Origin of the sequence: Gilliamella apis (assembly GCF_030758615.1) — a bacterium.
Classification (GTDB): Bacteria; Pseudomonadota; Gammaproteobacteria; order Enterobacterales; family Orbaceae; genus Gilliamella; species Gilliamella apis_A.
On record NZ_CP132381.1, the window covers coordinates 2,272,507 to 2,286,695 of the forward strand.

The following is a 14,189-nucleotide window of genomic DNA, read 5'->3' on the forward strand; positions in this document are numbered from 1 at the left end:
TCACTGTTAGTGGATCCCACCGATACGGCTGAATCGAATTCCTGTAGGCCATTCATCAGGTTGTTTTTCAAAACTAATCCAAATGGCGGTTGCACGACCAACAAAGTTTTCTTCGGGAACAAAACCAAAATATCGGCTATCACCACTATTATCACGATTGTCACCCATCATAAAGTAATTACCTTGTGGTACTACCCAAGTAGCAACCGGTTGACCTTTTTGATGATAATAATAACTCGGATCTTCCTCTATTCCTGACGTGGTTAAAATATCATGCGACTTGTTACCCAAGGTTTCTTGTTGAATTTTTATATCAAACGTTCTCATGGATTGAGAATCAACAATACCTTTGTCCTTATATTGTTCCAAGGTATAAAAACTTGGGTTAGATTTATCTTTTTCGTGTACTTGTTTCCAATTACTTGGTTGTGGTTGAGTATAGTGCAAATCTAATGGTTCAGATCGTTGACCAACACAATTATTATCCGCTGTTTGACACGCAGGATAAATAACTATTTTCTTTTCATTAACCAAATAAACAATCTTATCGCCAGGTAAACCAACCACACGTTTAATTAGATCCATTTGCGGTATGTTAGGGTGTTTAAATACAGCAACATCACCTCTTTGGGGTTTTCCTGTAGCAATTAGTACTTTATTGTTAATTGGATTTTTTAAGCCATAAGAAAATTTTTCTACAGCAATAAAATCACCAATTAATAAAGTTTGCATCATTGACCCTGAAGGAATTTGAAAGGGTTCATAGATAAATGAACGAATAACAAAAACTACGAATAAAACCGGAAAAAAAGATGCTAAGCTTTCTACCCAACCTTTTGGTTTTCCAACCTCAGCAAGGATTCGCCCATCAACCTCACCATTATGGGCTTTACGCACTTCTTCTACTTTACGTTGTCTAGCTGGTTTCCATCTAAATTTTTCTAAAAACCAGAAGATTGCGGTAATAAAGGTTGCTAGTGTTAATATGATGGCAAATGTTCCAGCCATTTGTTTTCCTCTTTAACTGATTAATCTTTTCCTACATGCAAAATTGCTAAAAACGCTTCTTGAGGCAGTTCAACATTACCTACTTGCTTCATGCGTTTTTTACCCTCTTTTTGCTTCTGTAAAAGTTTCTTTTTACGACTAACGTCACCGCCATAACATTTGGCTAATACGTTTTTGCGTAATTGTTTTACTGTAGAACGTGCTATTACATGATTACCTATTGCCGCTTGAATTGCTATATCAAACTGTTGACGAGGAATAAGATCTTTCATCTTTTCCACTAATTCTCGGCCACGGTAAGGTGCATTATCTTTGTGCGTGATAAGTGCCAATGCATCAACTCGTTCACCATTAATCAATACATCAAGTCTTACCATGTCAGCAACTTGGAAACGTTTAAAACTATAATCTAAGGAAGCATAACCACGTGAAGTCGACTTAAGTTTATCAAAGAAATCCAACACAACTTCGGTCATTGGTATTTCGTAAGTTAATGCAACTTGATTGCCATGATAAACCATATTAACTTGTACACCACGTTTTTCAGCACATAATGTTATTACATTACCTAAGTAAGTTTGTGGTACTAAAATATTACATTCAGCTATCGGCTCACGCAGTTCTTGAATATTATTTACGGCCGGTAGTTTAGCAGGGCTATCAACATAAATGATTTCATTTTGAGTGGTTAAAACCTCATAAACTACCGTTGGAGCTGTTGTAATAAGATCAAGGTTATATTCGCGCTCTAATCGTTCTTGAATGATTTCCATATGCAACAAGCCAAGGAAACCACAACGGAAACCAAATCCTAATGCACCTGAATTTTCTGGTTCATAAAAAAGTGAAGCATCGTTAAGGCTTAATTTACCTAATGCATCACGAAATGCTTCGTAATCATCTGAGCTAGTTGGAAACAAACCTGCATAGACTTGTGGTTTAACTTTCTTAAAACCTGGTAATGCTTTCTCAGCAGGTGCTCTAGCTGATGTTAAGGTATCACCAACTGGTGCACCTAAGATATCTTTAATAGCACAAACCACCCATCCTACTTCACCGCAATGTAAACAGTCTTTATCAACTTGTTTTGGTGTAAAGATACCTAAACGATCAACATTATAAGTCATTCCGGTACTCATAACTTTGATTTTCTCACCTTTGCGCAGTTCACCATTTTTAATACGAATTAGTGATACAACACCTAGGTAGTTATCAAACCATGAGTCAATAATTAGCGCTTGTAATGGTGCATTGGAATCACCTTCGGGTGCAGGAATATCATGAACAAGTTGTTCAAGTACATCAACTACTCCAACACCGGTTTTCGCTGAACATCTGACTGCATTGCTAGCATCTATACCAACAATGTCTTCAATCTCTTCTGCCACTCGTTCAGGTTCAGCCGCAGGTAAATCGATCTTATTAAGTACTGGCACGACTTCTAGATCCATATCGAGTGCCGTATAACAATTGGCAAGTGTTTGCGCTTCAACACCTTGTCCAGCATCGACTACCAATAATGCTCCTTCGCATGCAGCTAACGAGCGTGATACTTCATAAGAGAAGTCGACATGTCCAGGAGTATCAATAAAATTCAGCTGATATGTTTGGCCATCTTTAGCATGAAAATCTAAAGTAACACTTTGAGCTTTAATCGTAATCCCTCGTTCACGTTCCAAATCCATCGAGTCTAGAACTTGAGCTTCCATTTCGCGATCAGAAAGTCCACCACAAATTTGGATAATACGATCAGAAAGCGTTGATTTACCATGGTCAATATGAGCAATAATTGAAAAATTGCGGATATTTTTATTCATATCAATAAGTTATATTTTAGTTATGTACTGTTAATTATCATTAATGTTATTGGTTATAAATAACAAGTCAAATAATCACGAATTTGAAAGCAGACATTCTACACATTAATAGTGAGTAAGCATAGTGTTATCGAGAGTTTTCCGATGATTTCTCAACAATATTTTGTGCAATTTTTTCTATTGTCACTTGTGGTAAATTGCCAATAATTATAATATTTTTATTACCCATGTTAGTTGAGAAAATCGTTCGGCCACCTTGCTGTATAATTTGATTTAATTGACTGGCCTGCTCTAAAGAAACATTTACAGTAAATGAAAACACACCATCAGAAAACAGCTTAGTTGCTATATCAGAGCTATAAAAATTTACATTATAAGCAGCTATCTCTTTAAACCCTTTAGGTAACCATGCTAAATGCCAAGCATCAAGAAGATTATTTTGTTTTTCAATTGATAATAAAATTGGGTAGGTTCGATTATCAATATAATTTTTAAATTTTTTTGCATCAAAGTCTTTATCGAGATCAACCACTTTTAATTGATTAACAATATCATTATCTTCATCTAGTAAATCAATGCGTAGAGGTAAAAAATTTTCATCATCGATCCATATAACATAACTGTAACGATCTTTATCTTTAGCAATAATTTTGACTAATTGAGCGCCTCGGTTAGCCGTTCTAGCTTTTCCTAATAAAATAAAATCATAAATATTAGCTAATGAATTAAAATCATTATAAACAACGTCAGGAAAAGCTTCTGTAATGCGGGAACTTGAAATCGAAAAAGAAGGACTATCTGGTTGAAAATAACTAGTAGTATTATTATGTAAAATAATCTCTTTAGCTGGACCTTCAAGATAAAGTAGTTGAGCATTAATATTCTCTTTCTTATCAGCACCTAAATGATTATATTCAAAAGTAGTTGCATATTGATCTTTATCTTGGGCAACAAAATGAATTTGATAATCTCGTGTCTGCACCGCTTTGGTCATTTTATTGAGTAAACTCAGTGCATCATGTGTTTCTTCAGCCATAACTGATGCGGAGAAAAATATAAAAAACAGAGTAATAATAAAATTGTTACTCTGTTTCAGCTTAAGTGTTATCAAAGAATAAAGAAAATTCATTTTAAGTTAACGGGCATTTAACCTTTTTTGTAATTCATAATCTTGAACCAACAACCTAATCTTATCATATTGTCTTTTTTCAAGAAGTTGTTGATCATTATGTTGTTGTATACCACCAACAGGCGCAACGTTTACTCCCATAGGGATAGTATTTAGCGTAGGCGCACCACTAACTTCATCTGATTGACCTTGATGATATTGGACTCCAGCAATAATAGCTAATGTAACGCAAGCAGCTAATCCAACTTGACTAACTTTAGCCATAATATCTTTCATTCGAATCCAGAATAGATTTTCGGCTTTTGGAATTAAAATCTCACTTTGAGATGGTTGCTCAGTTAATTGTGGATATAAATCATCATCAGCAATCGCCATAGCAACTTGATTAGTAATATCTAATGTTAATGAACTACCGTGCAATTCTCCTCGCATTGCGTCTCTTACAATATGATAACGATGCCAGCAGGATTGCAAACTTTCATTATGGCTAACCATCTCAACAACGTGTTGATCTGTTAATTCACCATCCATTAATAATGAAAGTTGCTGTTTCTGTTCTATTTGCATAGTAGATACCTTAAATGTCTTGCTACTTAATTTATTTAACCAATTAAAGGTTTAATTTTTTCATCAATAGCATCACGAGCTCTAAAAATACGTGATCTAACTGTTCCAACCGGTGTTCCCATAATTTCGGCAATTTCCTCATAACTTAGACCGTCAATTTCACGTAATGTGATAGCTGTTCTCAAATCATCAGGTAATGCTTCAATTGCATCAAATACAACTTTTTCAACTTCTTTAGAAAGAACTAAACTTTCTGGGTTATCGACATCTCTCAATGAGTCGGCACCTTCATAACTTTCAGCTTCACTAGCATCAATATCCGAAGATGGCGGTCGTCGACCTTGCGAAATTAAATAATTTTTTGCTGTATTAACCGCAATTCGGTACAACCAAGTATAAAAAATACTTTCACCCTTAAAAGAACTTAACGAACGATAAGCTTTGATAAAGGTTTCTTGCACAACATCAGGGACCTCAGAAGGTAAAACGTAACGTGATACCAAATGAGCTAGCTTATTTTGATAACGAACAACAAGTAAATTAAACGCATTTTTATCTCCGTTTAAAACGCGATCAACTAAAACTTGGTCTGTTATTTGCTCCCCCATTAAAGGCCATTCCTTATTATGTTAATAACTATTAGTTGGCCCAAAACTGTGCACTCTAACAGTTAGATTCGTAAATTTAAAAAAAGTTCCCATTATTTTAATAGAAATTTCATTTTTTTAATCAATCATTTTCATTTTTAATTATTTATATACTAAAAAATAATGATTTTATTAAATTTTTGGATAAATTTTTTTAGATAATTAATTCAATAAGAAGATTTCGCGCTCACCCGCATCATTATACGTGATCTGATAAAATTGCGGTAAATTAAAATTAACTGAGCTACTGGTAGTGAAAGTAAAACGGTCATCAGATAATACATAAAAATCATTAATATCTTTAACCATATTTTCTTTAGTACCATTACAATTACGGTATATTTCTATTTGATTATGTTCATTTAAAATATATAAATCAAATCCTGAAGTGGTATCTTCAAAGAAGAATTGAATAATACCTTCATAAGCGACGCTATCTATCTCTTTAGGTAATTCATTACTTTCATCTAAGATATTTAACGGCCTACCTTGAACCTTATTATTCGATACCGCTCCATAAAAATCAATAGCATTTTCAAACTGATGAAATGAAACGCCAAACCGCTCAAAAAATAGATACCATGAAGCACCATCGATTCTAAGTGGTTTGACTTGAGTTAAATTATTTTTAGTAGTAGTTAATCGTAAATCAACACAGTCATCCATCAGTTTTTTCATTTGTTTACGGATTTCATGACTAAGATGTTTACTATAACAGAAAATTTCGACTGAGTTAGGTAAATCAGCATCTTTATGCATACGATTAAGTAATGCTTTTATAGCTTCAAGTACACATAAAGAACCGCTAAAATGTAACACTCGAATCTCATTCCATGAGTTACGATAAAGTAAATCGATAGAACCAACTAAGCTTAATTCTTGCTTGCCATAATTTAAAACATTAGTACTAATTTCATCCTCAAGTTCTAAATTAATAGTTGGATCATCTTCTAAATTCAAGATAATAGCTAAATGGCGTATTTCACAAGGCCCATATAACTGTTCCTCAGTTGCGGTAGGTACATCTATCGGAAAATAATTTTTCAGATCTTCGATGAGCTTGGTTATTCTTTGATTTTCTCGTTCATCACCATCGTAATAATAAAAATTGGTTGAATCAGAAATTAAACCATTAAAGTAACACCAACCAACTAATTTGACTAAGTATTTACTATATTCTAAGTATTGATGACCGATAATAGAATTTAGTTTAGGTGTTTGATTATAAACATACCAACCGGCTCGATTAATACGATCTTCTTTGACATGAATAAAAGTTAATACCTCTTCTTGCAGATTATCCGAAATATTAAGTTTTAATGTTGAAATTTTACCCGGTAAAACTTCAAAAGAGGCATATAATTTACGAGTCAATATGGCCAAATCTTGTGGGCTAATAAGTGAATCTAAGTTATTACGACGCCCAAAATTGAGTAAATTACGATAACCTGTCATCATTGTGTGGAGCATTATTTCGTGTATTTCACGTACTTGTTCTATTTTCCATGTTTTACTGGCGTCCAATTTTACCAATAACTTATGCTTCCATCCCCATTGTTGAACTAATTCATGTAATATTTTACGACGCCATGATGATGGTTGATCATTATCTGATAATTTTTCATTTACTTTTAAATAAAAGCAATGTCTTACCAACTCAAGACGTTGAAAATCTCTAATTTCAATTAGATAATTGGAAATTCGATCTAACAACATAGAGTATGAATCAAGATAATGATGAACGTGAATTTCACCTTTTTGAATATACTCGCGCATTTCATAAGCAATTGGTCTATTTTCAGGATAGATTGAAGAATAAACTTCAAGTAGTAATGTTTTTAATACAGCTTTAAATGGTGAATCGATACTTTTATAGAGTTGCCATAAACTTGCACCAAAATACTCTTCTGCAGACAATCCTGTAAGTGGTCCAAAATCGATCCATTCTTCACGTTTGATTATATTAGCAACCACCAATGCTTGAACACATGTTTCATAAGTTGGGTAAGTAACATCATTAATTGTAAAATCAGCTGGAACTGCAAACCATAGCAGTCGTTTACCAGCTAAAAGATTGGCCGAACGATAGAACTCTTCAAGCAATAAAATATGTTGTGCTGAACCACAGTTTTCACCCATCAAACATTCATGATGTTGGTTGATAAATCGATCGACATCAACGACAAATAAAGTAAGTTTTACACCAAGTTTTTCAGCCCACTCTTCAATCAATCGACACTTTGTTATTAAAGCTTGCTTTTTAACTTTAGATAAATTATTTTCGATACAAACCCATATATCAAGATCCGAGGTAACTGCCTGTCCTATAGAGCAAGTACTACCCATTGAATATAGTGCAGATATATCAGAATATTTTTTCTGTGTAGTGTTATTAAAATTGAAACAATGTTGTAGTTGTTCAATAATCTCGTTTGAAGGTTGATAGTATGCAATACCTGATGGCGTATCTATATTTAGATAACCTGGAAGATCTGGATGATGAAAATGAAAAAGCACTGGTAACAATGAAAAAACTCGTTGGAATTCCAAAGGCATTCCACTCCGAGCTCGCTCATGTTTCAGAATAGCAAGATCATCAAGTTCTTTTTTTATGTTATTAATATCGTATTGCATAGTATGATTCAGGTGAAACAGATGTACTATTGACGAACAATTTCTCCAATAAGTTTATATTATAACGTAAAAAGAATGTAAATCTAAAAATAAAACGAAATAAATATTATGACCACAATAAAAAAAATATCACAATCTTTAAAAAAAACCAAAAACCAATTTCATACTATCAATAAAGCTGCTGTTTTAATCCCAATTATAACTATCGAAAATCAATTACACCTACTCTTTCAAGTACGTTCAAAGAAACTTAAATGGCAACCCGGTGATATTTGCTTTCCTGGTGGTCGCGTTGAAGCAACTGATGATAACCCTGAATATACAGCTAAACGTGAAACCTTTGAAGAGTTAGGCATTACTATTGATCAAATAACTATTTTAGGACAATTACCGAAATTTATTGCTTCGTTAGGAATGATGATTTATCCATTTGTCGCAAAAATTGAATCTTTAGATAATTTGCTACTTAATCAAGATGAAGTTGAATCTATTTTTACGGTTCCACTTGAATGGTTTATTAACCATCAACCGAAACAAGCCACTATGTTAGTTGGTTTTAAACCTGACGACAATTTTCCATTTGAATTGGTACCTAATCGAACAGCAAATTGGCAACAAAAGTCACAACATGATGTTTATTTTTATAAATATGAAAATTTTGTTATTTGGGGATTAACTGCACAAATTATTAATAGTTTTATAAGAACCATCAAATGTAATGCCCAATTATAAATTACAGCTAAATTAAATATGATTCAGTTTTGACTTTAACATAAAATGCTTTAAGAAAAATTTTTTCAAAAAAAACCAAGTGGTACCTACACAAATATTTTGATTAATATATACTATTAATCGGTTATTTCTCATTTCTATCATTTCTACCCTGTTTTATCTAGCTGTCTGAAAGAATTAGTAAAAAAATTATTTCGAGAGCGTTATTCTTGTTTAAAAAACTCTCATGCAATACCCTCATAGAATAAGCGTTACAAATTGTTTTTTAATTTTTATAACATAAATATGAAGGACATTATTATGAAACGTTTTAATAAATCATCTATTGCATTAACTTTACTATTATCTCTACCTGTTGCCAATACTTATGCGGCATTACCATTAACAGCTGAAGAAAGTAATAACCTCATTCCTTACAAAGAAATTTCAGTAACTGGTAGCTATTTACAAGCACAAAATGCAGCAGATGATATATCTAAAGCTGCTGATGAAGCTGGAGCAAAATATTATCATATCACTGGTATTGAACAACCAGCTACTGGAACTTCAACCGATCGTGCTATTGTTTATGCTGATATTTATTTATCAAATGCTCCAATTGCTGTGAGCAAAGATGAAGCTACCCATAACGGCATTGTACTTTATCCACGATCTAAAGCTCTTTATTATTTACCATTTGAAATAGTCAAATTCAAAGGTAGCTACAACAACACATCTGAAATAATGGATTCAGCAAGTAAAATAGCTGCTGAAAAAAATGCTTATGCATTTTATGTGTATTCAATTACTGCCGATGATGTTAAAAATAATGAGCAGGAAATCGATGTTGCTTTATATAAAAAAGATGCACCTGTCCGTGACTTTATTATCTCTAAAGCAATTGCAGGTCAAGATGCTTATGAAATCACTAGTGATGCTTTCAAAGTAATGAAACCTTATCAAACTATTGTGTTCCATGGCACATTTAATAATACTAGCGAAATTAGTGCCGCTGCACAAAAATATGCTATCGCTAATGATGCTCATTTCTATTATGTTAAAGAAGTCTCTGCCAATCGTGCCGACACAGCTCAAACAGTTTATGTAAATTTATATAAATAACGATCCACTACATAATTATCCATGTGTTAAATGCCATATTTTCACACATGGATTTTTTACGTAACTAAACTTTTAGTTTCAAGCTCTACCTAATAATGCAATTCATAAGAAAAACATTTTTATCCAAGAATTAAGCTTTTTACGATCTAAGTTTGTAGTAATAAGTATCAGCATAATTTAAACACAATAAATGTATTTTTTATTTAAATTTAAGAATTAAAAGGTAAGGTAAGATGATGTTATTGAAAGGATTTAAATTTATTCTGTTTTCTCAATTTCCATGGTTAACACGATTTATCATATTCTTTTTAATTTCAGTGTTTTTAATGAACGATTTAGCTTTGGCTTTGGATGCAAAAACAGTAGCAGTTATTCATGGTTCTGCCCCCTATTTTATTAACCCAGATGCGATAGGCATAAATGGATCTCGAGAATATAATCAACAAAACTTTCACTATTTTGGAGTAAAATTACAAACTACAATAAACGCTGAATTGAATAGTTTAAATGACACAATAAAATCCATAAATTTCCCTCAGGTTGATCCTAATACCACCACACCCAATCAATTGTTAACGATGTTAAAGTCTGATTATGGTTTTGAACCTATAATAATGCCATTTTCACCTACTAATCCAATTGATAGCCAGAATGTCTCTGATGATGACGGCGATGTTATAGCCAAAATAACCCCACCTGATGACGGTTTTAAAATAGATTGGTTCTATCGAGCAGCCAATATATCTTATTTATTATTGGAACCAGATAGAGATAGAACCTTTTGTGAACTAGCACGGTTGGGGTGGAATCCGTATATCAGAATTTCAGGCACCATTGCTTTAGTCTCTGAATATGGCATACCAAATTATACAATTTATTCTACGCCCAAGAGTGATTTTTTGATTTACAATGCGATCAAACCTACCGTTTGTGCCAATCGACCATCAATTGTAAACTCATTTCCTTTCGAAAATAGAGATTATACTGGCGACTGGGCCCATTTAACTTGGGGCGATAACAATCAATACATAGTTGATTCTGGTTTCGTTAATAAAGTCAGTTCTGGTGGTTTTCCAAATACAGGGTTTGATCAAGCACGATTTCTCATGTTTATAGCTGGCGTACCATTTGATTTATCGACAATAACATCATCAAATAGTTCAAAGGGAGTAAATGTAGAGATAAAAAAAATTAGTGATAATGATGTAGATAGCCACCTAGCTAACACGGCTGTTCAAGTCAAATTGCTAGGAGAAGCCACTGAAGCAAATCCTACATTTTCTATAAAATCCAACGGTGAAGATATTTATTCGTTTACTATTAAGAAATGGTTTTCCGCACCCAGCCAAGATTTTTATCCTTATAATCAACGTAGAAGTATTTGTCAGGGAAACTATATCATTCCATCTATTGAAGATTTAACCAACAGTGACCAAAGTCTTATAACGAGTGGTGGTGCTTGCCAGTCTGATAATAACTCAGATAATTGTCTAGCTATTACAACAAATCACTATTATCGTCGGGTTGGAAACAATCTTTTAGCTGAATGGGGTGATGTAACTAACGAAGAAAACTATTATCATCACACCTATCCCGGTAACCATTTCCCTAAAGGACGTTTATATTGGACTTCGGACGAAAGAGATAGTAATAACCAATATGCAGTAGGTGCAACAAAAGGCGCTATTGAATGGCAGTTAAAAGATAATGAATTATATTTTGTTTGTGTGCTGAAATAGAAAATACATTCATAAATTGCGTTATAAGAAGGTATAGCGCAATTTTTATTCTTATTATAGTTAGAATAATTCTAATTTAGCTTTTAAAAAGCAGATAATCTACTTTAGTATTTACTGTTAAAAGCAACTCATCATTTATATACTAAATAAGACAAGTAAACTTAATCAAAAAATAAATAGTGGCTGATTTTTCAAAGATGATTATTAATTCACTCAAAAAAGTGATACATAGATAATGTTTGAAAATTAAATGGCTGGGGTACCAGGATTCGAACCTGGGCATGGCGGGATCAAAACCCGCTGCCTTACCGCTTGGCTATACCCCAATATGAATGGAGATTAGATATCTAGTAAATCTACTAATTCCGCATATTTTTATAGAATTGATTATAGTGGCAAAGTTCCAATATAAAAAATAGACTAAAAAGTCAGATATAAAAATATGAGCAGATTGGAATGGCTGGGGTACCAGGATTCGAACCTGGGCGTGGCGGGATCAAAACCCGCTGCCTTACCGCTTGGCTATACCCCAATAAAGGATAGACATTAAGATTAAAATGGTGCGGGTGGAGAGACTTGAACTCACACACCTTGCGGCGCCAGAACCTAAATCTGGTGCGTCTACCAATTTCGCCACACCCGCACTGTATACTTTCGGTAAAGATACAAACTAACCTTAATGGTGGCTACGACGGGATTCGAACCTGTGACCCCATCATTATGAGTGATGTGCTCTAACCAGCTGAGCTACGTAGCCATTTCATTCGCAACGTCATAACCAACACTGCGAGGCGCATTATGCTTGTGTTACGGCAAATCGTCAACCCTTTTTTTTAGATATTTTAAAAAAAAGTGACGATTGATTAAGATGCAATCAAATACCGTTTAATAACACTTCAATTCGCCTTTTTTGTAACTCATTATGAATTAACTTTCCAGTATAACCTTCGGCAATAATATTTTGAACATCGACAGCTAGAGCTAATTTATATGCTTGTTCAAGGTATTGAGCTTGAGGAAATAATTCCGTTTTAGCATAAGATTGGCTAGCAATTATCAATTGATTAAGATGGGCTGGATTGCGCCATACATCTATTTTATTGAACAATTCGATAATTTGTTCCGCAGTTAACTGTATCACATTAGCAACACTATTGTGAAATTGCTGCACCATAATTGCTAATTTCGTATATTGATTGGGGGCTTTAATTTGTAAACAAAGTTTTTCTAGCTCAGTTTTGGATGCAAACTCACCGCACAAGACTGCAAAGCGCACAGTCAAATCATCAGTCAATAAAGTCGATTTTTTTAATGCATCAGTAATAGTGCAGGAAAGTTTGAGAGATGGAAATAATAACGCTAAAGCACCACATTGTTCCAATACTTGAAAATAAACTTGAGGATCCTCAGTCGCTAGCGCCTTTTCAGTCTCTTTCCATACTCTTTCTGCTGTAAGGGTATTTATTTCACCTGCAGAGACCATCTCTTTCATTAAATTACTCGTTTCAGCAACGATTCTAAAACCTAAATGGTGATAACGGGCAGCAAAACGAGCCACACGTAAAATTCGTAGCGGATCTTCTCTGAACGCAGGAGAAACATGGCGTAATAATTTAAGCTTAATATCATTAACACCATGATAAGGATCGACAATATTGCCTTCTTGATCCATGGCAATCGCATTTATAGTAAGATCTCGTCGAATAAGATCTTGCTCTAAAGTAATATCTTTACTAAAGTCACATATAAAGCCTGTATAGCCTTTACCTGATTTCCGCTCTGTTCGAGCCAAAGCATACTCTTCTTTAGTTTTGGGGTGTAAAAAAACAGGAAAATCTTTACCAACTTGTTGGTAACCTAATGCCAGAAGTTCATCTGGGGTTGCACCAACCACAACCCAATCTCGATCAACAACAGGGAGATGTAGCAATCTATCTCTAACTGAACCACCAACAAGATAGATTTTACTCATTTAACGCATCCAACGATCTTTTTTACGACGACCAGGCATAATAGCCGGCAAAATAAGACCTAGAAGGAAACCACCACCAGCAACTAAGCCACCATAAGTAAACCAAGTTACAATCAGATCACGGCGCTTATCATCAACTTGATTTAACATAGACTCAAGCTTCATATCTTGCTGTTTATTAAGTTGTTCTAACTCATTATTCTTAGCTTGTAGGCTTTCAATCGTTTGTTCAGCTTTTTGTAGTTTTTCCGCATAATCTCGGATGGCATTTTGTTGATTTTTTTCTGCATTATCAACTTTATCTTTATACTCAGCGAGTTGTGCTTCTAATGATGGCACAAGTTCTTTAAAACTAGGTTGATCTTTTAATTTATTAGACTCAATCCAAGCTGAATTACCATTAGAAAGCTGTATCCTGGTATATTTGCCATCAGCACTTTTTTCAAGTTCAATTACTTTTTGACCGGCTTTAACTGCGTTTGAATAGGCATATTGTGAACCTGGGCCACGACGTAAATAAATATCAACATTTTCAGTAACATATTTATCAACAGCATTGGCACTAAAAGCTACAGCAATAAAAGAAAGTAAAGTAATAATATTCTGTTTTTTCATGATATTTTAAATTTTTACCCACAATAAAAACATAATAACACAAAATGTAGGCTTTTCGCACAACCATTTGTAATAAAAATTTGTGAAGTTTAACTCTTTATTAATAACAAAATAAAATCGAATATATCGATTCACTATATGAATCAAAAAACAACACCTCAATGATATTAATCAATTAAAAATCATAATATTAATATTAGAAAAATAATGATAAATATAGATAATCTA

Annotated in this window: 11 protein-coding genes and 4 tRNA genes; 3 read left to right on the forward strand and 12 right to left on the reverse strand. The window is 33.5% G+C overall.

The window, feature by feature from the left end; genetic code table 11:
• Nucleotides 1-6: 6 nt before the first annotated feature.
• The 6 genes from lepB to RAM17_RS10515 form a co-directional block, all read right to left on the reverse strand.
• A complete protein-coding gene (gene lepB, locus RAM17_RS10490; RefSeq protein ID WP_110447323.1) occupies nucleotides 7-1,008 on the reverse strand; it encodes a signal peptidase I in 1,002 nt (333 codons plus the stop codon).
• A gap of 20 nt (nucleotides 1,009-1,028) precedes the next feature.
• Nucleotides 1,029-2,825, reverse strand: a complete 1,797-nt coding sequence (gene lepA, locus RAM17_RS10495; protein WP_065578602.1) for a translation elongation factor 4 — start codon at nucleotides 2,823-2,825, stop codon at nucleotides 1,029-1,031.
• Nucleotides 2,826-2,952: 127 nt separating this feature from the next.
• A complete protein-coding gene (locus tag RAM17_RS10500; protein WP_181414627.1) occupies nucleotides 2,953-3,861 on the reverse strand; it encodes a MucB/RseB C-terminal domain-containing protein in 909 nt (302 codons plus the stop codon).
• Between the two features lie 99 nt (nucleotides 3,862-3,960).
• Nucleotides 3,961-4,521, reverse strand: coding sequence for an RseA family anti-sigma factor (locus RAM17_RS10505; RefSeq protein WP_110447321.1), 561 nt, complete (start codon nucleotides 4,519-4,521; stop codon nucleotides 3,961-3,963).
• A gap of 35 nt (nucleotides 4,522-4,556) precedes the next feature.
• Complete coding sequence (gene rpoE / locus RAM17_RS10510; RefSeq protein ID WP_086362192.1) at nucleotides 4,557-5,129, reverse strand: RNA polymerase sigma factor RpoE; 573 nt, start codon at nucleotides 5,127-5,129, stop codon at nucleotides 4,557-4,559.
• A gap of 201 nt (nucleotides 5,130-5,330) precedes the next feature.
• Nucleotides 5,331-7,802 carry a class I adenylate cyclase gene (locus RAM17_RS10515; RefSeq protein ID WP_110447320.1) on the reverse strand — a complete coding sequence of 824 codons (2,472 nt, stop codon included), beginning with the start codon at nucleotides 7,800-7,802 and terminating at the stop codon, nucleotides 5,331-5,333.
• A 108-nt stretch (nucleotides 7,803-7,910) separates the two neighbouring features.
• Between RAM17_RS10515 and RAM17_RS10520 the strand changes: the two genes are divergently transcribed.
• From RAM17_RS10520 to RAM17_RS10530, 3 genes are all read left to right on the forward strand, one after another.
• Nucleotides 7,911-8,534, forward strand: a complete 624-nt coding sequence (locus tag RAM17_RS10520) for an NUDIX hydrolase (RefSeq protein WP_110447319.1) — start codon at nucleotides 7,911-7,913, stop codon at nucleotides 8,532-8,534.
• A gap of 300 nt (nucleotides 8,535-8,834) precedes the next feature.
• Nucleotides 8,835-9,635, forward strand: coding sequence for a YdgH/BhsA/McbA-like domain containing protein (locus RAM17_RS10525; RefSeq protein ID WP_181414626.1), 801 nt, complete (start codon nucleotides 8,835-8,837; stop codon nucleotides 9,633-9,635).
• A gap of 233 nt (nucleotides 9,636-9,868) precedes the next feature.
• The gene (locus tag RAM17_RS10530) at nucleotides 9,869-11,374 is read left to right on the forward strand and encodes a hypothetical protein (protein ID WP_110447317.1); all 1,506 of its coding nucleotides are present in this window, start codon (nucleotides 9,869-9,871) and stop codon (nucleotides 11,372-11,374) included.
• 251 nt (nucleotides 11,375-11,625) lie between these two features.
• Here the strand turns inward: RAM17_RS10530 and RAM17_RS10535 are convergent.
• The 6 genes from RAM17_RS10535 to RAM17_RS10560 all read right to left on the reverse strand — a co-directional run bounded on the left by RAM17_RS10535 (nucleotide 11,626) and on the right by RAM17_RS10560 (nucleotide 13,961).
• Nucleotides 11,626-11,700: transfer RNA gene (locus RAM17_RS10535), tRNA-Gln, on the reverse strand.
• Between the two features lie 131 nt (nucleotides 11,701-11,831).
• A tRNA-Gln gene (locus RAM17_RS10540) sits at nucleotides 11,832-11,906 on the reverse strand.
• Between the two features lie 26 nt (nucleotides 11,907-11,932).
• Nucleotides 11,933-12,017: transfer RNA gene (locus RAM17_RS10545), tRNA-Leu, on the reverse strand.
• Nucleotides 12,018-12,054: 37 nt separating this feature from the next.
• Nucleotides 12,055-12,131 (reverse strand) — tRNA-Met (locus tag RAM17_RS10550).
• Between the two features lie 117 nt (nucleotides 12,132-12,248).
• Entirely contained in the window at nucleotides 12,249-13,346 is a 1,098-nt protein-coding gene (locus RAM17_RS10555) for a multifunctional CCA tRNA nucleotidyl transferase/2'3'-cyclic phosphodiesterase/2'nucleotidase/phosphatase (protein ID WP_110447316.1), read from the reverse strand.
• Nucleotides 13,347-13,961 carry a TIGR04211 family SH3 domain-containing protein gene (locus RAM17_RS10560; protein ID WP_110447315.1) on the reverse strand — a complete coding sequence of 205 codons (615 nt, stop codon included), beginning with the start codon at nucleotides 13,959-13,961 and terminating at the stop codon, nucleotides 13,347-13,349. It abuts the gene before it with no gap.
• Nucleotides 13,962-14,189: the final 228 nt, after the last annotated feature.